Genomic DNA, 20,566 nt, shown 5'->3' with positions numbered 1-20,566 from the left:
CATGGATATCTTCCAACCCAGTGCAATGGACGCCGGCGGGGACTCCGGCATTCTCTCCCTGATCGAATCCCTGAGCATGCTGCGCAGCCTGGTGGTGCCAGATGCCACGGCGCTCGGCGAGCATGAGCTGTGCGCGCACGCCGTTCGCGCCTGTGTCACGCATCGCGATCTCGAGTGTTGCGCCCTCTATCTCCAGCACGAAGGTGCTCAGACCTGCGCGGCGTACGTACGCCGCGACCTCGAAGATAGCGACAGGCCCGACGCGGCACTCGACGAGCTGGCCGCGCGTGTCAGCGCCGCTGGCGAGATCCTGCGCGGCGCCGGTGAGACGCATGGCTCGCTGTTGGCCGCGCCGCTCGCCGGTGCAGGGCGGGTGCAGGGCGTGCTGGTGGTCGGCCATCCCGCCGCCGGGCGTTATTCGCGCTGGCACGAACGCCTGCTGCAACTGGTCTGCGACGTGTTGGCGCAGGCCCTCGACCACGGACGGCTGGTGCGTGGCCAGCGTGAGGCCATTGCCGAGCGCAGCCGCGCGCTCAGTCACTGCGACGCCTGGCTCGATGCCGAGCGCCGTCGGCGCTCGGCGGCCGAGTCGGCGCTGGCGCGCGAGTCTCGGCTGCGCGATCGGCTGGCGCGACTCGATGCACTCACCGGGTTGCTCAATCGCGCCGCCTTCGAGTCCGAGCTGGCACGCGCGCTGGGGCGTGTTGCGCCCGGCGCCGGTGGGTGGGCGCTGATCCATATCGATATCGATCGCTTCCGGGTGATCAATGACGCCGCCGGTCAGGCCGCCGGCGATCAACTGATCCGGGTGCTCGCCGAGTTGCTGCGCGAGCACTTCGCCGAGGCGAGCCTGCTCGGGCGGCTCGGCAACGACGAGTTCGGCATCCTGCTCGAGGGTGGGGCGGCCGAGCGGGTCGAGACCCTGGCCGAGTCGCTGTGCGATGCAGTCGACGACTTCCAGTTCAACTTTCGCGGTTATCGTTTCGTCATCAGCCTGAGCATCGGCGTGGCCGAGTATCGTGATGGCGACTCGGGCGAGCAGCTGCTGCGCAAGGCCTACTCGGCCTGTCTCTCGACCCAGGAGGTCGGCGGCGGCAACGTCTGGCTGTATCGCGAGCACGATGGCAAGCTCAAACGGCGCAACAACGAGGCGCATGCATTGTCGCGACTGGTGCGGGCGCTCGAGGAGGACCGCCTGGAGCTGTTCTCGCAGCCGATCGTGGCCACCGCCAATACCCCGCATGTCACCGCCGAGCCGATCAACTACGAGATCCTGCTGCGCCTCAAGGGCGAGGACGGCGATCTGATCTCGCCGGGTGAGTTCCTGCCGATCGCCGAGCGTTATGGCCTGTCGGTGCGGCTCGATCGCTGGGTGGTGCGCTCGGTGCTCGGCATGCTCGCCGAGCATGCCGAGCGCTTCGACCGTTTCGGCTATGTCACCATCAACCTCTCCGGCCACTCGCTCGGCAGTCGCGGTTTCCTCGACTATGTGCTCGAGCAGCTCAGTCATTTCGACACCTCTCCCGGCAAGATCTGTTTCGAGGTCACCGAGACCGTGGCCATCTCCGACCTGCAGGCGGCGCGCCGCTTCATCGCTGGACTCAAGTCGCGTGGTTGTCGCTTCGCCCTCGATGACTTCGGCAGCGGCTATGCCTCCTATCTCTATCTGCGCGACCTCGAGGTCGACTTCCTCAAGATCGACGGCGAGTTCGTCCAGGGCATCGCCACCGACTCGGCCAATCTCGCGCTGATCCGCTCGATCAACGACATCGGCAAGATCCTCGGCAAGCGCACCATCGCCGAGCATGTCGAGAACGACGCCACCCTGGCGCTGCTCGATGAGATCGGTATCGACTTCGTCCAGGGCTACTTCATCGGCCGTCCCGAGCCCCTGCGCAACATCCTCGAGCCCGAGTGGTCACACTGAGGTGTTGACGGCGCGGCCATAGCGTTGCGTCGGCAGCAGCGTCAACGAGATTTGACATCCACCGCGACTTCATGGTTTTTCTGCCGCGATGCCGATCGCCGGTCCAGGGCGAGCGGACGCGGCGCGGGGTGTCGTTGTTGTATCGTTGATGCCCTTTATTAATCAATCGTTTGAGGTTGCTCGGCGCGAGTGTGTCGGGGTGCGGTGGGGGTGGGTCGAGGTGTGACCGATGACTCCCCTGGAGGAAGCAGGCGCACACGCGACGGATTCCTTCGCGCCCGGATCACGGGTCTCGCGGCAGCCGCCAGGTCAAGCACTGTGGAGTTAGCACATGGCGCGTATCGTCATTCTCGGGGCGGGGATTTCTGGGCACACGGTCGCCAGATATCTCGGTAAGTGGGTCAAGGGCAAGCACCAGGTCGTGGTGGTCTCGCCCAACGCCAAATGGAACTGGATTCCCTCCAATATCTGGGTCGGGATCGGCGAGATGACCGAGCGACAGGTCACCTTCGAGCTGGCTCCGGTCTACAAAAAGCTCAACATCGACTTCCGTCAGGCCAAGGCGCTCTCGATCCATCCCGAGGGTGGGGAAGCGGGCGAGCGGCCCTATGTCACCATCGAGTACACCGATCCGGTGCACCTCGGGCAGATCGACACGCTCGACTACGACTTCCTGGTCAACGCCACCGGTCCCAGGCTCAACTTCGGCGCCACTCCCGGGCTGGGACCGGAGGGCGGCTACACCACCTCGGTGTGCACCGCCGGTCATGCCCTCGAGGCCAACGCCCAGTTGCAGGAGGCGATCGCGGCGATGAAGCAAGGCGAGCGCCGCACCTTCGTGGTCGGCACCGGGCATGGCATGTGCACCTGTCAGGGCGCGGCCTTCGAATACATCTACAACATCGACCAGTGTCTGCGTGATGCCGGGGTGCGCCAGCTCGGTCGCTTGGTGTGGATCAGCAACGAGTACGAACTCGGTGACTTCGGCATGGGCGGCGTGCACATCACCCGCGGTGGCTATGTCACCAACGGCAAGACCTTTGCCGAGTCGCTGATGGCCGAGCGCGGGGTGGAGTGGATCACCCGCGCCCATGTCTACAAGGTCGAGCCCAAGGTGATCCACTACGAGCTGCTCGACGGTAGCTATGGCGAGCTGCCGTTCGATTTCGCGATGCTCATCCCGCCCTTCGCCGGGGCCATGCTCAAGGCCTTCGACAAGGCCGGCGAGGACATCTCCAGCACCCTGTTCGCGCCCAGCGGCTTCATGAAGGTCGATGCCGACTACACCCCCAAGGCGTTCGAGGACTGGGTCACCGAGGACTGGCCCAAGACCTATCAGAATCCGACCTATCGCAACTTGTTCTCGGTTGGCATCGCCTTCGCTCCGCCGCACCCGATCAGCAAGCCGATGAAGAGCGCCAACGGTACCCCGATCAGTCCCACGCCGCCGCGCACCGGCATGCCCTCGGCGACCATGGGCAAGGCGGTGGCGACCAGTATCCGCGACATGCTCAACGGTGCCGAGGAGCCGACCCATACCGCCTCGATGGCCGAGATGGGGGCCGCCTGCGTGGCCTCGACCGGTTCCGGTCTGCTCACCGGCAGCGCGGCGACGATGACCGTCTTCCCGGTGGTGCCGGACTATGAGCGCTATCCCGAGTACGGTCGCGACATGAACCTCACCTTCGGCGAGGTTGGACTGGCCGGACACTGGATGAAGTATCTGCTGCACCACGTCTTCATCTATCAGGCCAAGCTGCGTCCGGGCTGGTCGGTGCTGCCGGACTGAGTGGCGCCGCCTCGAGCGCAACCCTTGTCATGGCGGGGCGCGGTGCGCCCCGTGACGACCCAAACAGAGAGACCGTCATGCCGATCAAGAACAAAGAGCCCTACCAGCAGGAGTACTACGCGCCGGTGCCCACCGGGCTCACCCGCTACATGCGCACCTCGCTGATCTGGCAGATCGTGCGTTTTCTCGTCATCAACTGGAAGATCCTCAAGCTGATGACCCGCTCGCACATCTCGCGCTGATCCGTCACGCCCGCCCCCGGCATGCGCCGGGGGCGCTGCCTCAGTCGCCGCTGAGTTCGCGCGCGGCCTGCTCCAATCCCTCTCGCACCCCGTCCGCCCACTCCCGGGCCTGCGCCCCCATCGCCGCGCTCACCGCCTCGGCGAGCGCCCGGCGCGAGAATTCGCGTCCGTCGATGCGCAACCGCGTCGGCGCCGTGCCATAGACCGAGAGCGGATCGGCGAGCGCCAGGGCGTCGTCCTCGACCGCGCGGTAGGGGTAGAGGCATTGCGCATTGGCCCGCCGTCCGGCGCCGTCGGTGAACTGCAGCCTGATCTCGAGATCCTGATATTGGCCGGGTTGATCGGTCTCGACTCGCCAGTCGCTGGCCGCGCCCTGGGTGAGCACCAGTCCCTTGCACAGGGTGACGCGCACGTCTTCACCCGGGGCCGAGCAGCCGGCCAGCAGTGCGGCGCCGAACAGGATCGGTGAACGTGGTCCGATGGACATGGGCGGATCTCCTCGCGGTTGCAGTGACTGGCATTCTCGCCGCCGGGCGGGGGCGAGGCCTGGGTCAGCCGGGCGCCTCGGTTCCGCGCTGGGCGAGGAGCTTGCCGAGCTTCACCGGCAGGATCTCGAGGGTAGTGCGGTAGCCGGTCTGGTAGAGCGTGAGTTTGGTCTCGGGGCTGAGACGGAACTCCAGTGGCGAGATCTCGCCGGTGTCGATCACCACCGTGGTGTTCCAGAAGGCGTCCTGGACGAACTCGCGCGAGAGCGAGGTCATGAAGGCGCGGATGAGCATCTGCAGATAGCCCGGCAACGGTACCCGGCGGCGTTCCACCGGGCGTTCGTTCTGCTCGTTGGCGCGCAGCCGGAAGCAGCAACTGGGCGTGCCGTCGCCGGCCCAGTCGCGCCGCAGCGCGTCCTCGGAGAGGATGCAGCCGTCGATCATCAGGTGCTGGCGATACTCGCGATAGGCGAACAGCAGCGGGATCCCCATCGAATAACGGATCGCCTGGGAGACGCGCATGTCGGGGTCGTGGTCGCGATCGAAGACCACCGGCGAGCCGTTGCGCACATCGGTGGCGACGACATGGAGCGTGCGCGACAGATCGCGAAAGCGCGCGCCCTCGAGCATCTTGTCCATCCATCGCTCGAAGCCGTCACCGGACGAGAGCCCGCCGCGAAACAGCAGCTGATAGAGGCTGAAGTCGCGAAACTGGCGAAAATCGACGCTGATGGCCAGCTCCCTCATCGCCTCGGCCGACCACCCGGCGGCGAACAGTCCGGCGACGATGCTGCCGCCGGAGACGCCGACGATGTGTTGGCAGTCGATGTCGAGTTCGTCGAGTGCCTGGATGACGCCGACGTGGGCCGGTAGTCGGGTGCCGCCGCCGGCGAGGATGGGGACCACCCGATTGATCTCCGGGGGGCGGGCTCGATGTGTCTGGTGCGTGGTCCGGGCACCGCTGGCGAACGACTCGGTCATGGAACACCTCGAATGGTGTGCCGCTCGTCGGCGGGGTTGCCAGACGGCGCCGCGCGATCCTTGACGCACCCTCGCGGCAGGGCGGGGCGCTCGGTGTCATGCGCGCGACGATATCCTGGTGACGACCTCGCCGCGTCGCGGATCAGGTTATAAGCGCATTGTCCGGGGATCAAGCGTCGGTTCGATGACGAGGTTCATATCGACCGAATCTGTCCCCATGTATCAATGCAGCCCCGTGCCACCGCAAGCCGACGAGGAGGAGTCATTACATGTTTGCCGCCGCAGCGCCACCCCAGCCCCGTGCCGCCGCGCTCGAGGTGCCTGCCGACGGGCGAGTGTTGGTGGTCGCCAATCGGGCCTCGGGCAGTACCGAGGCGCAGGCTGCGGTGGACCTGTTGCGTCAACGCCTGAGCGAGCGGGGGCGTTGGGTCGACGAGCTGGCGCTGGTCGCCGGACGGGTCGAGGAGATGCTGCGCGCGGCGCTCTCGAGCGTGACCTATCAAGCCATCTATGTCGCCGGTGGCGACGGCACCGTGCTGGCGGTGGTCGAGGCCCTGGCCGGTCGCCCGACGCCGATCGCGATCATCCCCTGCGGTACCATGAACTGGACCGCGCGCGATCTCGGCATCCCGCTCGATCCCGGGGCGGCGATCGACGCACTGCTCGACGCCGAGGTGCGTCATATCGACCTTGGTCGGGTCAACGGCAAACCCTTTCTCTGCGCCTGTATGGTCGGTTTCGGTTCCTTGTTGGCGCGTTGGCGCGAGCGTGAGCGCACGCGCGACAGCAATCCCTGGGTGCTGTGGCCGAAGCTGGCATGGCGAGGGCTGTCGCTGATCCAGCGCTATCGCCACCTGCGCCTGCGGCTGCATACCAACGAGCGCCACGAGCGACTGCGCGCACGGGCGCTGGTGGTGACCGCCAACCTGATCGACGACCGCTCCGGCCCGGTGCCGTGCCGCCCTCGGCTCGACGCCGGCCAGCTCGGGCTCTATGCCGTGCGTGATGCCTCGGGCATCGAGTTGATGCGTCTGGGGGTGCGGTTGATGTTCGGCACCTGGCAGCAGGACGATGCGCTGCTCGCCACCGCGGCCAGCCATGCCGAGATCGGCGTCGGTCGGCGCCGCGCCGTGTCGGTGATGTGTGACGGCGAGCGGGTGCGGCTGCGCACGCCGCTGCGCTTCACCCTGGAGCGCGCGACGGTGGCGATGTTGGTGCCGCGGACGGTCTGAGACGATGCGTATCGCCCACCTCTCCGATCTCCACTTCGGTCGCGACGTCCCCGGCCGCGCCGCTGCGCTGCAGGTCGAACTCCACGCCCTGGCGCCCGACCTGGTGGTGCTCAGCGGCGACCTCACCCAGCGCGCGCGGCGCGCCGAGTTCACCGCCGTCGCCGAGTTCATCGCCCGACTACCGGCGCCGGTGCTGGCGGTGCCGGGCAATCACGACCTACCCGGATGGCGACCGCTGCTGCGTTTCATCGACCCCTGGGGACGCTGGCGCGCCGGACTCGATCGCGCGCTCGAGCCCGAACTGGCCGGCGCCGGTTTCATCGCCGTCGGTATCAACACCGCGCGGCGCTGGGGACCGCACCCCGACTGGTCGCGCGGACGCGTCAACCGCGCTCAGCTGGCGCGTATCGAGCGACTGGTGGCAGAGGTCGAGCCCGGCGCGGTGCGGATCCTCGTCGCCCATCATCCCTTCCTGCTCTCCACCGAGCTGCGTCGCCGTGGTTTGGTCGGGCGTGCGCGTCGTACCCTGGTAGGATTGCGCCGCGCGCGCATCGACCTGATCCTCGGCGGCCATCTCCATCGTGGTTATGCCGGGGTCGCCGAAGGTGTGGTGGTGGCCCAGGCGGGTACCGCGATCTCCACCCGCTGCAAGGGCGAGCCCAACGCCTTCAACTGGATCCGCGCCGATGAGGGCCGCATCCATGTCGAGATGCGGTCCTGGGACGGCGCCGGGTTCGCGAGTGCGGCGTACTGGTGTTTCGGGCGCGCCGAGGCGGGCTGGCGGGTATTGGCCGAGAGCGGCTGAGCCGGTTGTCGCCGCTGCGGGGCGCGCCGGTGCGATGATGCTTGGGATCGCTCGGCGTCAGCCTCACCTCTGAGTGCGAACCCGATTGATTGCACGGCCCGGCCGTTGCTGGTGTGTCGGGAGTGGGGTGCTCGCGGCGCTCGGCGCGATCCGAGTCGTATCGATGTCGCCGGGCGCGCAGCTTCCCTCCGCCGGTTGCCGCCGACACCGGTGGTGGGCGATGTCGCGGTGATCCATGGTGAGACGATGAGTGAGACCCCCCCGAAGTCCAGCGACGCACTGCGTGAGCGCGCCCGACAGGTGTTGCGCGAAGGCCGGTTCGCTCATGTGCTCGAGGCCATTGGGCAGGGTGATGTCGATATCACCGCGTTGCTCGAGGAGTTGCACGTCTATCATGCCGAACTCGAACTGCAGCAAGAGGCGCTGCGTGAGAGCGAGCAGGCCAGCGAGATCGCCTCGCAACGTTTCCGCGGGCTCTATCAGGAGCAGCCGCAACCGACGCTCAGGATCAGCCCGGAGGGAGACGTCCGTGATCTCAATGCCGCGGCCGCCCGGCTGTGCGCCTTCGAGCACCGGCGCTTCGAGCGTCTGGCCGCGCCCGGACACCAGCCCTTTCTGCGCGCCGCGCTCGAGCGCGCCCTCGACGACGGCAAGGCGAGCTGTCGCGAGGTCGAGCTGCAGGGGCGCGAGGGCGGCACGCTGATCGTCGACCTGGTACTGATCCGCTTGCCGATCCCCAACACCGACGAGTGCGAGCTGATCTGCAACATCGTCGACCAGACCGAGCGCATCGCTCAGCGTGAGGCGCTGGTCGAGGCCAATGCCAAGCTCAGCGCCGCGGCCGAGATCATCGACGCGAGCAACATCGTCGCCTTTCGCTGGTCGCCCGAGTCGGGCTGGCCGATCCGCTATGCCTCGGAGAACATCCGGCGCTGGGGCTATCGGCTCGAGCAGGTAGGCTCCGGCGAGATGCGTTTCGTCGACCTGGTCCATCCCGAGGATCGCGCCACGCTGGAACAGGGGTTCGACAGCTTCCTCGGCGCCGAGGAGCCGGCCTTTACCCAGCGTTATCGCATCCTCTGGGCCGATGGCTCGGTGCACTGGGTGGAGGAGGACACCAGCGTCCAGCGCGATGAGCAGGGGCGGATCCTCTATCTCCAGGGCTTGATCACCGACATCACCGAGCGCGAGCACATTCAGCAGGCGCTGCGTCACCAGCTCGCTTTCCAGCAGTTGATCGCAGAGCTTTCGACGCAGTTCCTCAATGCCTCCTCGGATGCCTTGGAGGGGCTGATGCGTCATGCGCTGGAGCGCATCGGTCGCTTCTTCGGGGCCGACCGCTGCATCCTCTCCCGTCTCGACAGCCAGACCCAGACCCTGCGTCTGCAGCACCAGTGGTTTCACGAAGGTATTCCGCCCAGCCGCCCGTCGCTGCAGGCCGCGCCACTGTCGCAAACGCCCTGGCGGATGAGCCAGATCCAGCGCCAGGAGCCGATCGCCATCCCCGACATCGAGCGGTTGCCGCCCGAGGCGCACCTCGAGCGCGCGATGCTGCGCGCGCGCGGCACCCGAGCGCTGCTGGTCGTCGCCCTCACCAGCCATGGTCAGCTGTTCGGCACCCTCGGGCTCGAGAGCGCGCGTGAACCGCGGGCCTGGACCGACGACGAGGGGCAGGTGCTGCAGGTCTTCGGCGAGACCATCGTCAATCTGCTGGTGCGCCAGCAGATCCAGCGCGACCTGCTGCTCAGCGAGACCCGCTACCGCCAGGTCACCTCGGTGATGACCGATGTCGCCTATGCCAGCCAGCGGCGCGAGGGCGGACTGTTCTGGATCGAGTGGATGACCGACTCCATCCTCGCGCTCACCGGCTATACGCTCGAAGAGGTGCTGGCGCAGCGCAGCTGGCGCTTCATGGTGATCGAGGAGGACGGTGAGCTGTTCGACGACAACATCGCCGATCTCGAACCCGGCCAGACCTCGACCTGCGAGCTGCGGCTGCGTCACAAGGACGATACGCTGCGCTGGGTGCGTGCCACCACCGAGTGCCAGGCCGATCCCGACGCCCCCGGCGTGCGTTGCTACTACGGCGGACTGGTCGATATCAGCGACGAGAAGACCCTCTCCGACAAGCTCGCCTTCCTCTCCCACTACGACCCGCTCACCGGCTTGGCTAACCGTCGACTGATGCGTAAACGCATCCATCGCGCCCTGGCTCATGGGGCGCGCAGTGGGCGTGGTCTGGCGCTGCTCTCCATCGATCTCGACAACCTCAAGCTGATCAACGACTCGCTCGGCCACCAGGCCGGCGATCAGGTGTTGCGCGAGGTCGCGCAGCGGCTGCTCGGTATCCTTGGCGCGCACGACACCCTGGCGCGCTTCGGCGGCGACAACTTCATCTGGCTGACTGCCGAGCAGCCGCGCGCAGAGGGCTGCATCGAGCTGGTCAGACAGGTCCGCGGCGTGCTCGCCCCGCCGGTGGCGATCGAGGACCGCTCGGTACTGATCAGCGCCTCGATCGGCATCTCGCTCTATCCCGACGACGCCGCCACCTCCGATGAGCTGATCGGGCATGCCGACGCCGCCCTGCACATGGCCAAGTCCGAGGGGCGAGGGAGCTATCGCTTCTTCACCCCCGAGACCAACGAGCGGCTGCACGAGCAGTTCCAGCTCGAGCAGGATCTGCGGCTGGCGCTCGAGCGCGACGAGATCCTGCTCCACTTCCAGCCGCGGGTCGATCTGCGTGACGGACGTCTTCTCAGTCTCGAGGCACTGGCGCGCTGGCAGCATCCCGAGCGCGGGCTGATCCCGCCGGGACGCTTCATCCCGCTGGCCGAGAGCACCGGGCTGATCCTCCAGCTCGGCCCCATCGTGTTCGAGCTTGCCTGCCGCCGTCTCGTCGACTGGCGCGCGCGCGGCCTGCCGCCGGTGCCGATCGCGGTCAACCTCTCGGCCAACGAACTCTTCCAGGACGGTCTGGCGCGGCGTCTCGCCGACACCGCAGAATCCTTCGGCATTGCCCCCCGGTTGCTCGAGTTCGAGATCACCGAGAGCGCCGCCATACGCTCGATCGAGCGCGCGGTGGCAGTGGTGACGGAGTTGCGCGATCACGGCTTCGCCATCGCGCTCGATGACTTCGGCACCGGCTACGCCTCGCTGAGCTACCTCAACCGCCTGCCGGTGAACTCGCTGAAGATCGACCGCTCCTTCCTCGCCGAGATCGACGAGCGCCCCGAACTGCCTCACCAGGCCACCGCCATCCTCAAGGCGATCATCGGGCTCGGCGAGAACCTCGGTCTCGAACGCATCGCCGAGGGCGTCGAGACCGAGGCCCAGCGCCGCTTCCTGCTCGCCCACCACTGCACCGTCGCCCAGGGCTATTACTATTGCCGCCCGCTCTCCGCCGAGCAGGTCGAGCCGCTGCTGCGGGCGGGGCGGGTGGAGGCGGGTGGATGAGCGCGACCCTATAGCAGCGACCCGCTCAGCAGCAAGGCCGCCTGGAGCAGATAGAGCAGGCCGATGAGCAGTCGCTGGTGTTGCTGCAACACCCATTTGGGGAGTAGATGGAGCATGGCCAGGGCCATGTAGCAGATCGCCTTGGCGAATGTGAGCATGAGCATGCGGCACCTCGTCGGTGGTTGTGGACATGCCTTCAGTCTCCCGATTCGGGCGCGCCCCCATCAGGGCACCAAACCATCGGCAAACCCCCTTCGTCGAGCCCTCTCGCGACGACAATCTCCCGGCAAGATCGACCACTGTTCGCCGTCATCCGTTGGCTGATGGATGCGCCTGGACAAATCACCGGCAATTGACAGGAATTCCCTTCTGTTGTTAAAGGTTTTGGCCGATAGGTGTTCTCGCCCGTCCGGTGCGCCTGAGGTGGCTTGATGGCGTGGTGCGTCCGGGTCTTATCAGGGAGACAGGATGAAGCAGGATGAAGACGTCTTTGAGCGGCAGGCGCTGAAGCGGCTGTTGAAGGAAAAGGGCCTTTCGATCGAGCAGCTTGCGGCGCGTGTGGTCGATCTGGATGCACGCACGCTGCAGCGGTTGGCCTCCGGGAAAACGCGTTGCCCGCACCCGTCAACGGTGAAGAAGATCGCCGATGCGCTCGGGGTTGAGGTGAGCGCGCTGTATCGCCCGCATCGGGCCTTGTCCGGTCAAGCGGAGGATGCTGACAAGGCCACGCCCTTTGATCATCTCTCTCCGGCATATGGCGATCGCTTCGTGGGTCGGCACGAGATCCTGCGTCGTCTCGAGCTGGCCCTCAATGAGGGGCGTGGTGTCTCGCTGGTGGGCGCGCGCAGCATCGGTAAGAGCTCCATTCTCGAGACCTGGCGGTCTGAAGCATCCGGGCTCGGCCATTGTGTCCACCTGCTCTCTGGCTATGGCGTGGCGGGGCGCGATCATCAGGCCTTCGTGGAGGCCATCCTTGCGGAAACATCGTCGATCGGTCAGGTCCCCGAGTCGCCGGACGGGGCGGCTGACTGCCTGTCACGCTGGTGTGACCAGCGGCGTGAGGCCACTTACCGACGCCCGCTCATCCTGCTCGACGATGCCAAGCCCTTCCTCCTTCGCTGTGATGTGCGCTTTCTGGAACGGCTGCGCGGGATGCTGACCGATCGGCGTCTGTGTCTGGTGCTCGCCTCGCGTCAGAGCATCGATGCCATCTACCACGAGGATCAACGGACCTCGCCCTTCTTGAATCTGTTGGAACTGTGTCGAGTGGGCTTGCTTGATGAGGCGGGGTGTCAGGCGGCAGAGATCCCGCCACCGGCCGGGCGGACAGTCGCGGTCGGGGCCGTGGAGGCGCGCCAATTGATTGCGCGTGGCGAGACTCGCTGGCGCGAAGGGGATGCCGAGTGGTTGCTCGAGTGGGCGGGAGGGCATCCCTTCTATCTCATGCTGCTCGCCGGTCGATTGTACGAGGCCCGCGGCGATGGGGGCGGGGACGCGCGCGCCGAGGCCTTGGCGCGCTTTCGCGACGAGGCCGAGCGTCAACTGGCGAGCTGGTGGGAGATCCTCGGCGCCGGTGAGCGGGAGCGGCTGCGCCGCGGTCTTGATCGACCGGCCCCAGACTTTCGTCTGTGCTCCCAGGGGCTGATGACGGCGGATGGCAGACCGTTCGGACGGGTGTTGAGCGCATGGCTGAAAGAGACGGGTTAGCGGTGGAGACGGTGCCGACGCTTGGGCGACTCGCCCGCTGGCTGCTGTTGCGCCCGATCAGTTTGCACCATCACCTCAAGGCCAACGGGATCGACCCCGAGGCCGCCGGTTGGCGCTTGTGGCGTGAGGGTGGTCCTGGACGGGTGTACCTCCTGCGCATGCTGTTGCTGCTGACGATTGGCATGCCCGGCCTAGTCGGTGGTGTTGGGCTGTTGCTTGCGCTGGTTGGCGTCGATATCGACATCGGCGAGATGGCCTTGGGCGTGGCCTGGGGCGTGGCCGGGGGCGTGGCCGGGGGCGTGGCCTGGGGCGTGGCCGGGGGCGTGGCCGGGGGCGTGGCCATCATTATAAGCTATTTACGACTGCCACTCTATCTGTTCGAGTGGCCCTGGCAGCTCCTGTCGTTCGGTCTCCAGCGTCATGGCGGTGCGGTGACGCTGGGTTGGAGCCCGGTCCTTCACCATGAGCTGAGCTATCTGCCCTTGCCCGCGCTCACGGCTCATATACTCGACACCGCCACGCGCGATCCCGAATTGGCGCGGCGCGCGCTTGACGCCTGCGCGGTGGCGCCCGGACAGCGCCGGGCGGGACGCCGCGCCCTGGTCGAGTTGCGGGTGCGCGAGCTGAACGCGCTGCTGGAGGCGCGCGCCTTCGACGACCTGGCCGAGCTGCGCGGGGACTGGCTGCCGGATTCCGACTCGGCGGATGCCACGCTTGCGGCGCTGCGTGAGACGGCGCGGCAGCTGCGCGCGGCGGCGCTGACACGCCTGCACGGCCAGCGCGCTCAGCGGCTCGCCGCCGCGGAGGGTCAGCTGCGTGCCGTCGCCAACGGACTGCTGGACCAATCCGGGTTGGAGTCCGGTCCCTATCGCGCGCTGGTCGAGCGCTGGATCGCCTTCGTCAAGCACTGGCATGCCGAGACCGAGGCCGAGGGGGCGCATGAGCTGCCCAACCCCTTCCGCGCCGGACAACCTTTGGACCCGCAATTCGGGCAGGAGCTTTTTCGCGGCCGCGACATCCTGGTCTCTCACCTCGAGGCCATTCTCGGCGATGCTTCCAGTGCCGCCTCGATCGCCCTCATCGGTCCCCGGCGCTGCGGCAAGACCTCGCTGTTGAAGATGCTGCCGATCAAGCTCCCCGACATCACCACCGTCTTCTTCGATTTGCAGGACCATCCGGTGGAGACGCCAGGGGCCTTGGTCGCGGCCCTCGTCAAGACGGCCCGCGAGCAGGCCCGGCGCGACCAGCGGCTGATGCTCCCGGAGCTGCCCGCCGGTGCGCCCCTCGAGGCTCTGCGTGAGTGGCTGGATCGGTTGGAGCATCTCCAGGGCGAGGCGCGGGTCCTGATCTGTCTCGATGAGTTCGAGCGCCTGGAGACGCTCTTCCCCAATGATCAACACGCCCTGCGCCAATTCATGGGGCTGGTGCGGGCGACCATCCAACACCGGCGTCGGGTGCGCATCCTGGTCTCTGGCGCGGCCCCCTTCGATGAACTCGGCGAGCTGTGGGACGATCACTTCATCAACCTGCGCGAGATCGCCATCGGGCATCTGGCGCATGACGACGTGATCGAGCTGCTGACCCGGCCGACAGCGGATTTCCCGCCGGAGGTCATGCCTGCCGCCGTGGCCGAGGCGGTGTGGTGCCGTACCCTGGGGCAGCCGTATCTGGTTCAGCTCTATGGTCAGCTCATCCTGATGCGGCTCAATCGCCTGGAGCGGCGTCGGGCCGAGGTCGCCGACTGCGCGGCGGTGGAGCCGGAGGTGCTGGGTCAGGGCGCGGCCTACTTCCGATATATCGTGGGCAAGGCGAACATTCCCGCAGCGGGTCTTGAGTATCTGGTGGCCCTTGCCGCGGGAGAGGCGCCGGACCCTGGCCTGCTGGACCGGCGCCTACGGCGCCGCTTGCGCCGTCGTTGCTTGATCACCGACGACGGCGGGCTGGGTATCCCGGTGCTGGCCGCCTATCTGCGCCGAGAGGACTGATGAGCCGCGCCGTGGAAGAGGCGGGGCGGATGCGCCCGTGCTGGAGTCGGCAGCGATGGGGGCGGGCCTTTGCGCGCCGTAGCCGGGCAGGGTTGCGCGGGCCTGTCCGAGTTTTTGCCCTTCAGAAACGAAAAACGGCCAGTCGATTGCTCGACTGGCCGTTGATCTTGTATGGCGCGCCCGGAAGGATTCGAACCTCCGACCACCTGGTTCGTAGCCAGGTACTCTATCCAACTGAGCTACGGGCGCATCGTGTTCCAGCGATTGCGGCGTGAGGCCGAGGGCTCGGTGGGGCCCTGATGAAAACGCCTCAGATGATGATCTGAGGCGATCTCTGTATGGCGCGCCCGGAAGGATTCGAACCTCCGACCACCTGGTTCGTAGCCAGGTACTCTATCCAACTGAGCTACGGGCGCGTGAATTTTGCTCCATCCCTGGAGGCTCTATCCAGCCTCGCATGCCTGCAGGCTGATTGAGCGGCTTCAGTGGCGTCGTTGCCGACATCGAACACCGAAGAGGCGACAATTATTCCGGCCTTCGTCCGTGCTGTCAACCCCTGATCGCGATCCGTTTCGTCGATGGACCCTCGCGCGGCCGATCCGCTACCATCGGACGCGGTGGCGCCGTGCCGTGTCGCGCCGTTGTGAACCGGATCCGACAGGGGAGAAGAGATGCGTCTGATCATCATCGCCATCGTCTCCGGCTGGGTGCTGGTCGCGCTGGCGCTGGCCGTGCGAGTGCGCGTCTGCGATCTCGAGGCGCGTCTGAGCGCGGCCTATTTCGTGTTCTGGCCGGTGGCGGCGATATCGCTGCTGCTGCAGGCGCCGGTGCCGGGTGTGATCGCGCTGCCGGCGCTGCTCGGCTTCCTGCCCTGGTTCCTCTCCGGCCCCTATCTCTGGGCGCGTCTGCGCCGTGGCGCGCCGGCGATGCCCGAGGCCTTCATCGGCATCGCCTTCCGGGTCTGGGGCTGGGGTATCCTGCTCTCCATGCTGCTCGGGTTGTTCTTCTGATGTCCTCCACCGATTCCGCTCCCGTGGCGCCGCGCCGCTACGACCTCGACGACCTGCTCGCGATCATGGCGCGGCTGCGCGATCCGCGCTCGGGCTGTCCCTGGGATCTCGCCCAGACCTTCGCCACCATCCTGCCCTTCACCCTCGAGGAGGCCTACGAGGTCGCCGATGCGATCGAGCGCGACGACATGCCGGAGCTGCGCGACGAGTTGGGTGACCTGCTGCTGCAGGTGGTCTTTCACGCCCGCATGGCCGAGGAGCGCGGCAGCTTCGCCTTCGCCGAGGTGGTGCAGGCGATCTGCGAGAAGCTGGTGCGGCGTCATCCGCACGTCTTCGCCGATACCGCGCTCGACGACGGCGCGGCGGTGCGCGAGCACTGGGAGCGGGTGAAGGCCGCCGAGCGCGCTGCCAAGGGCGCGGGCGCCGCGCCGTCCGGGGCGCTCGACGGCGTGGCGCGGGCGTTGCCGGCGCTGCTGCGCGCCGAGAAGCTGCAACGGCGCGCGGCGCGGGTCGGCTTCGATTGGGACGACGCCGCTGGCGTCTTCGCCAAGGTCGAGGAGGAGCTGGCGGAGTGTCGCGAGACCCTGGCGCGCCCGGCGGGCGATCCCGAGCGACTGCACGAGGTCGGCGATCTGCTGTTCTCCTGCGTCAACCTCGCCCGTCATCTCGGCGTCGACGCCGAGCAGGCGCTGCGCGAGGCCGGACAGCGCTTCGAGCGGCGCTTCGGCGCGGTCGAGTCGCGGCTGCGCGAGGCCGGGCAGGCGCCCGCCGCCGAGCTGCGCGACGAGATGGAGCGGCTGTGGGTCGAGGTCAAGCGGGAGGAGCGGAATTGAATCATCACATGGCGCGCCGTCGGGCGCGCGCGACGGAGACCGATTGATGGGGCTGTATGACAAGATCCTCGCCTGTAATCGCTGGGACCCGGAAGACTTTGTGCCCTGGCTGCTCGACGGGGTGCGGATCGGCACCCTGCGCCATGCCGCGGCGCGGGCGCTGACGCGCTGGCCGCGCTGGTTCCGCGTCGAGCCGCAGGCGGTGCACTGGGTCAACGCGCCACGCGACTTCGCGGCGCGCTCGGCGCTGCTCGCCGAGGTGGTCGAGACGCTGGTGGCGCAGGGCGAGATCCCCTATGCCCACGGCGAACTCTACCCGGTGACCCCGAACGGGCGCGAGCGTGCCTGCTGTGTGCTCGATCGCGCCGCCGGTCCCTTTTTCGGTATCCGCGCCTTCGGCCAGCACCTCAACGGCTTCGTGCGCACCGCGCACGGGCTGGAGATGTGGGTGGGGCGGCGCGCCGCCGATCGCAGGCTCTATCCCAACCGGCTCGACAACCTCGTCGGCGGCGGCCTGCCGCACGGCCTGGGGTTGCGCGAGAACCTGCGCAAGGAGTGCGCCGAGGAGGCCGGGATGGCCGCAGCACTGGCCGACCTGGCGGTGCCGGTCGGCGCGGTGAGCTATTGTCGCGACTCCGAGCGCGGGCTCAAGCCCGATGTCATGTACTGCTATGATCTCGAACTGCCCGAGGACTTCGTGCCCCGCTGCACCGACGGCGAGGTGCAGGCCTTCTATCGCATGCCGGTCGATGAGGTCGTGGAGATCGTGCGCGATAGCGACGAGTTCAAGCTCAATTGCAACCTCGTCGTCATCGATTTCCTGATTCGTCATGGCTTGATCGCGCCCGACGAGCCGGACTATCTTGCCCTCATCCAGGGGCTGCGCTCGCCCTTGCCCTGCTGAGCCGCCCAGCCCGGCAGTCATCACCTCATCCATTCCGCGGAATCAACAGCACATGAGCCCAGATCGATCCTCCATCCAGCGACGCGCCTGCGTCCCCGTACGCGTCGGCCACCTCACCATCGGCGGTGATGCCCCGGTCGTGATCCAGTCCATGACCAACACGGATACCGTCGACGTCGAGGCCACCGTGCGTCAGACCTTGGCGCTGGCGCGGGCGGGTTCGGAGATGGTGCGCATCACCGTCAACAACGAGGAGGCGGCGCGCGCGGTGCCACGCATCCGCGAGGCGCTCGACGCCCAGGGCTGCGCGGTGCCGCTGGTCGGCGACTTCCACTTCAACGGCCATCGTCTGCTCAACGACCACCCGGCCTGCGCCGAGGCGCTGGGTAAGTACCGCATCAACCCCGGCAACGTCGGTCGCGGCGAGAAGAAGGACGCGCAGTACGCGAGCATGATCGAGACCGCCTGTCGCTACGACCGGCCGGTGCGCATCGGTGTCAACTGGGGCAGTCTCGACCAGGAGCTGCTGGCGCGGATGATGGACGAGAACAACCGCGCCGCCACGCCCAAGGAGCCGCAACAGCTGATGTACGAGGCGATGGTCGAGTCGGCCGTCTCCAGCGCCGATCGCGCCGTCGAGCTGGGGCTGGCGAAGGACCACATCATCCTCTCGTGCAAGATGAGCGGGGTGCAGGACCTGATCGCCGTCTATCGTATGCTCGGCGCGCGCTGCGACTATACCCTGCACCTCGGGCTGACCGAGGCGGGAATGGGCTCCAAGGGTATCGTCGCCTCGACCGCCGCGCTTGCGGTGCTGCTCCAGGAGGGTATCGGCGACACCATCCGCGTCTCCCTCACCCCGGCGCCGGGCGAGGCCCGCACCCGCGAGGTCGAGGTCGCGCAGGAGATCCTGCAGAGCATGGGGCTGCGCTCCTTCACCCCGATGGTCACCGCCTGTCCCGGCTGTGGCCGTACCACCAGCGACACCTTCCAGCACTTGGCGCAGGACATCCAGGCCTATCTGCGCGAACGCATGCCTGAGTGGCGTGGCAACTATCCCGGCGTCGAGCAGATGCAGGTGGCGGTGATGGGCTGTGTGGTCAACGGCCCGGGCGAGAGCAAGCACGCCAATATCGGCATCAGCCTGCCGGGCAACGGCGAGCGCGCCTCCGCGCCGGTGTTCGTCGACGGTGAGAAGGTCGCCACCCTCAAGGGCGATGGCATCGCCGAGCAGTTCAAGCGCATGGTGGACGACTACATCGAGCGTCACTACCGCGCGCGCTGACCGGTCGCCGCCGCCGGGCGGCGCCGCACATCGAAGCAGACGGAGGAGCGAGTGATGCGCAAGCCGATCATCCCGGTCGCGATCGCGACCATGCTGACGATGGCCGGTCCGCTCAGGGCCGAGGACCCCCTGGTGGTGCCGCTGCAGCGGCTGTCGCTGGCAGCGGCCAGCGCCGTGGCCGAGGGCGCGGTGGCCGAGTGCCGTGCGCGCGGCATCCAGATCGCGGCGACCGTGGTCGATCGCGAAGGGACGGTGCAGGTGGTGCTGCGCGACACCATCGCCGCGCCCATCACCGTCGACATCAGCCGGATGAAGGCCTTCACCGCGGCCAACTTCAACGCCGCGACCTCGGCGCTGGCCGAACGCGCCGAGAGCGCCGTCGGCCGGGTCGACGGGCTGGTGATGTCGCCCGGCGGGGTGCCGATCCATGCCGCCGGCTCGGCGCTGGTCGGCGCTGTCGGGGTGAGCGGTGCGCCCGACGGTGCGACCGACGAGGCTTGCGCGCGCGCCGGGCTGGCGGCGATCGCCGACGACCTGGACATGCTCTGACCCATTCCCGGCGCCGCAGCGGAGGCGTCGCCGGTCCGCTCACCACCGGCCGTGCCGGCCGGTCAGCCGAAGGAGACCGTCATGCGTCTGTTCGAAGCCGAACCCGCGCTGGTCGCGGATCTGCGCGGAGAGTGCGAGCTGGTGGAGACGCGTACCCGCGCCGGGGTCGAGGTACTCACCCTGCGTCATCCCACCCTGGGGCGTCTGGTGCTGGTGATCACCCCCGAGGGCGGCGGTATCGTCGCCGAGTTCGGCGACTGAGCGATCAGTCCTCGCCGGGGCGTACGCGGCGCAGCTGCTTGTCGCGACCGCGTTTGCGCTTGGCCTCGAGCCGGCGCCGCTGCGAGCCCTTGGTCGGACGGGTGGCGATGCGTGGACGGGGGCGGGCGGTGGCCTCGCGGATCAGCGCCGCGAGGCGCTCGCGCGCGTCGGCGCGGTTGCGCTCGCGGGTGCGGTGGCGGTGGGCCTCGATGCGCACCACCCCGGACTGGTCGATGCGCCGATCGTTGCGCAGCAGCAGCCGGGCACGCACCGCCTCGGGCAGCGACGGGCTGGTGGCGATGTCGAAACTGAGCTGGACGGCGGTCTCGACCTTGTTGACGTTCTGGCCGCCGGGGCCGGGGGCGCGGATGAAGCGCTCCTGGAGTTCGGACTCGGCGATACGGATCTGCGGGGTGATCTCGAGCATGGCGGGGCTGTCGAAGGGCGCGCGGCGACCGGGCAACCGCGGTGTCGATGATGGGGATATCTGCCGATCCCGGTGGCGATGGTCGATAATCGGCATGTCCCTGGAGTGCAGGGGCGGGTGGGCAGTCTAGCGATGCCGTGGGTGTCGCCGCAAGGTCCGCCCTGGTCAAGTCCTGCGAGGTGTGTGATGGACACAGAGGATTATGGGCACTTGCTGCTCGCCACCGATTTCGAACCCGAGAGCGAGCCGGTGGTGGCGCGCGCGGTGCGGCTGCGGGCGCTGTTTGGGGCACGGTTGACGCTGCTGCACGTGGTCGAGTACGTGCCGCCGTCGATGGATTACATGCCGGTGGGCTATTCGGGCGACCCGCTGATCGGCGGCGAGGCCGGGCTCGAGGCCGAGCTGCTGCGGGTGGCCGAGCAGGAGATGACCGCGCTCGGCGAGCGTCTTGGCGTGCCCGCTGCCGATCGTCTGGTGCGCGTCGGCGCCACCGGTCAGGTGATCGACGAGGTCGCCGCCGAACTCGGCGTCGGGCTGGTGGTGATCGGCAGTCATGGCCGTCACGGCCTGCTCGGGTTGTTCGGCGCCACCGCCCGGCAGGTGTTGCGCAACCCCGACTGCGACGTGCTCTGCGTCAAACTCGGCCAGGATTGAGCGCGACACGGGGCGCGCGCCCCGTGTCGTCCGCTCC

At 67.8% G+C, this 20,566-nt stretch carries 19 protein-coding genes and 2 tRNA genes; 15 read left to right on the top strand and 6 right to left on the bottom strand.

All coding sequences use genetic code 11. The annotated features are described in order from the left end of the window. Nucleotide 1: 1 nt before the first annotated feature. The 3 genes from MARPU_RS11870 to MARPU_RS17920 all read left to right on the top strand — a co-directional run bounded on the left by MARPU_RS11870 (nt 2) and on the right by MARPU_RS17920 (nt 3,958). On the top strand, nt 2-1,927 hold the full coding sequence (locus MARPU_RS11870; RefSeq protein WP_005223484.1) for a putative bifunctional diguanylate cyclase/phosphodiesterase: 1,926 nt from the start codon (nt 2-4) through the stop codon (nt 1,925-1,927). A gap of 331 nt (nt 1,928-2,258) precedes the next feature. Further along, entirely contained in the window at nt 2,259-3,716 is a 1,458-nt protein-coding gene (locus MARPU_RS11865) for an NAD(P)/FAD-dependent oxidoreductase (RefSeq protein WP_005223485.1), read from the top strand. A 77-nt stretch (nt 3,717-3,793) separates the two neighbouring features. After that, nucleotides 3,794-3,958 carry a hypothetical protein gene (locus MARPU_RS17920; protein WP_005223486.1) on the top strand — a complete coding sequence of 55 codons (165 nt, stop codon included), beginning with the start codon at nt 3,794-3,796 and terminating at the stop codon, nt 3,956-3,958. Between the two features lie 40 nt (nt 3,959-3,998). On the opposite strand, the gene MARPU_RS11860 is transcribed toward MARPU_RS17920, so the two are convergent. Both MARPU_RS11860 and MARPU_RS11855 read right to left on the bottom strand, forming a co-directional pair. Next, nucleotides 3,999-4,445 carry a hypothetical protein gene (locus MARPU_RS11860; RefSeq protein WP_005223487.1) on the bottom strand — a complete coding sequence of 149 codons (447 nt, stop codon included), beginning with the start codon at nt 4,443-4,445 and terminating at the stop codon, nt 3,999-4,001. Nucleotides 4,446-4,509: 64 nt separating this feature from the next. After that, a complete protein-coding gene (locus MARPU_RS11855) occupies nt 4,510-5,424 on the bottom strand; it encodes a patatin-like phospholipase family protein (protein WP_005223488.1) in 915 nt (304 codons plus the stop codon). A gap of 269 nt (nt 5,425-5,693) precedes the next feature. Here MARPU_RS11855 and MARPU_RS11850 point away from each other — a divergent pair, with 269 nt between their 5' ends. From MARPU_RS11850 to MARPU_RS11840, 3 genes are all read left to right on the top strand, one after another. Further along, nucleotides 5,694-6,656, top strand: coding sequence for a diacylglycerol/lipid kinase family protein (locus MARPU_RS11850; protein ID WP_005223489.1), 963 nt, complete (start codon nt 5,694-5,696; stop codon nt 6,654-6,656). Nucleotides 6,657-6,660: 4 nt separating this feature from the next. Next, nucleotides 6,661-7,461, top strand: coding sequence for a metallophosphoesterase family protein (locus MARPU_RS11845; protein WP_005223491.1), 801 nt, complete (start codon nt 6,661-6,663; stop codon nt 7,459-7,461). 246 nt (nt 7,462-7,707) lie between these two features. Further along, on the top strand, nt 7,708-10,914 hold the full coding sequence (locus MARPU_RS11840; RefSeq protein WP_005223493.1) for an EAL domain-containing protein: 3,207 nt from the start codon (nt 7,708-7,710) through the stop codon (nt 10,912-10,914). Nucleotides 10,915-10,922: 8 nt separating this feature from the next. Here MARPU_RS11840 and MARPU_RS17720 read toward each other — a convergent pair whose 3' ends face one another. Then, a complete protein-coding gene (locus MARPU_RS17720) occupies nt 10,923-11,078 on the bottom strand; it encodes a hypothetical protein (protein ID WP_005223495.1) in 156 nt (51 codons plus the stop codon). Between the two features lie 304 nt (nt 11,079-11,382). Between MARPU_RS17720 and MARPU_RS11835 the strand changes: the two genes are divergently transcribed. Beyond that, on the top strand, nt 11,383-12,621 hold the full coding sequence (locus MARPU_RS11835) for a helix-turn-helix domain-containing protein (protein WP_005223497.1): 1,239 nt from the start codon (nt 11,383-11,385) through the stop codon (nt 12,619-12,621). Next, complete coding sequence (locus tag MARPU_RS17715) at nt 12,600-14,606, top strand: AAA family ATPase (protein ID WP_232229463.1); 2,007 nt, start codon at nt 12,600-12,602, stop codon at nt 14,604-14,606. The genes MARPU_RS11835 and MARPU_RS17715 overlap by 22 nt, the downstream gene beginning before the upstream one ends. A gap of 172 nt (nt 14,607-14,778) precedes the next feature. Here the strand turns inward: MARPU_RS17715 and MARPU_RS11825 are convergent. Both MARPU_RS11825 and MARPU_RS11820 read right to left on the bottom strand, forming a co-directional pair. Further along, nucleotides 14,779-14,855 (bottom strand) — tRNA-Arg (locus MARPU_RS11825). A 90-nt stretch (nt 14,856-14,945) separates the two neighbouring features. Next, a tRNA-Arg gene (locus tag MARPU_RS11820) sits at nt 14,946-15,022 on the bottom strand. Between the two features lie 255 nt (nt 15,023-15,277). Here MARPU_RS11820 and MARPU_RS11815 point away from each other — a divergent pair. The 6 genes from MARPU_RS11815 to MARPU_RS11790 all read left to right on the top strand — a co-directional run bounded on the left by MARPU_RS11815 (nt 15,278) and on the right by MARPU_RS11790 (nt 19,448). After that, nucleotides 15,278-15,616, top strand: a complete 339-nt coding sequence (locus tag MARPU_RS11815) for a hypothetical protein (RefSeq protein ID WP_005223501.1) — start codon at nt 15,278-15,280, stop codon at nt 15,614-15,616. Then, nucleotides 15,616-16,449 carry a nucleoside triphosphate pyrophosphohydrolase gene (gene mazG, locus MARPU_RS11810; protein ID WP_005223502.1) on the top strand — a complete coding sequence of 278 codons (834 nt, stop codon included), beginning with the start codon at nt 15,616-15,618 and terminating at the stop codon, nt 16,447-16,449. The genes MARPU_RS11815 and mazG overlap by 1 nt, the downstream gene beginning before the upstream one ends. 46 nt (nt 16,450-16,495) lie before the next feature. Beyond that, nucleotides 16,496-17,353, top strand: coding sequence for a DUF4743 domain-containing protein (locus MARPU_RS11805; RefSeq protein ID WP_005223504.1), 858 nt, complete (start codon nt 16,496-16,498; stop codon nt 17,351-17,353). A gap of 52 nt (nt 17,354-17,405) precedes the next feature. Then, entirely contained in the window at nt 17,406-18,638 is a 1,233-nt protein-coding gene (gene ispG / locus MARPU_RS11800; protein ID WP_005223505.1) for a flavodoxin-dependent (E)-4-hydroxy-3-methylbut-2-enyl-diphosphate synthase, read from the top strand. A gap of 54 nt (nt 18,639-18,692) precedes the next feature. Next, nucleotides 18,693-19,187, top strand: coding sequence for a GlcG/HbpS family heme-binding protein (locus tag MARPU_RS11795; RefSeq protein WP_005223507.1), 495 nt, complete (start codon nt 18,693-18,695; stop codon nt 19,185-19,187). Nucleotides 19,188-19,268: 81 nt separating this feature from the next. After that, nucleotides 19,269-19,448, top strand: coding sequence for a hypothetical protein (locus tag MARPU_RS11790; RefSeq protein WP_005223509.1), 180 nt, complete (start codon nt 19,269-19,271; stop codon nt 19,446-19,448). A gap of 4 nt (nt 19,449-19,452) precedes the next feature. Here MARPU_RS11790 and arfB read toward each other — a convergent pair whose 3' ends face one another. After that, on the bottom strand, nt 19,453-19,875 hold the full coding sequence (gene arfB / locus MARPU_RS11785; RefSeq protein WP_005223517.1) for an alternative ribosome rescue aminoacyl-tRNA hydrolase ArfB: 423 nt from the start codon (nt 19,873-19,875) through the stop codon (nt 19,453-19,455). Between the two features lie 186 nt (nt 19,876-20,061). Between arfB and MARPU_RS11780 the strand changes: the two genes are divergently transcribed. Next, on the top strand, nt 20,062-20,529 hold the full coding sequence (locus MARPU_RS11780; RefSeq protein WP_005223519.1) for a universal stress protein: 468 nt from the start codon (nt 20,062-20,064) through the stop codon (nt 20,527-20,529). Nucleotides 20,530-20,566 lie beyond the last annotated feature (37 nt).

Source organism: Marichromatium purpuratum 984 (assembly GCF_000224005.2).
Classification (GTDB): domain Bacteria; phylum Pseudomonadota; class Gammaproteobacteria; order Chromatiales; family Chromatiaceae; genus Marichromatium; species Marichromatium purpuratum.
The sequence above is the reverse complement of the archived record's forward strand: the minus strand, read 5'-3'. Positions and strand labels throughout refer to the sequence as shown.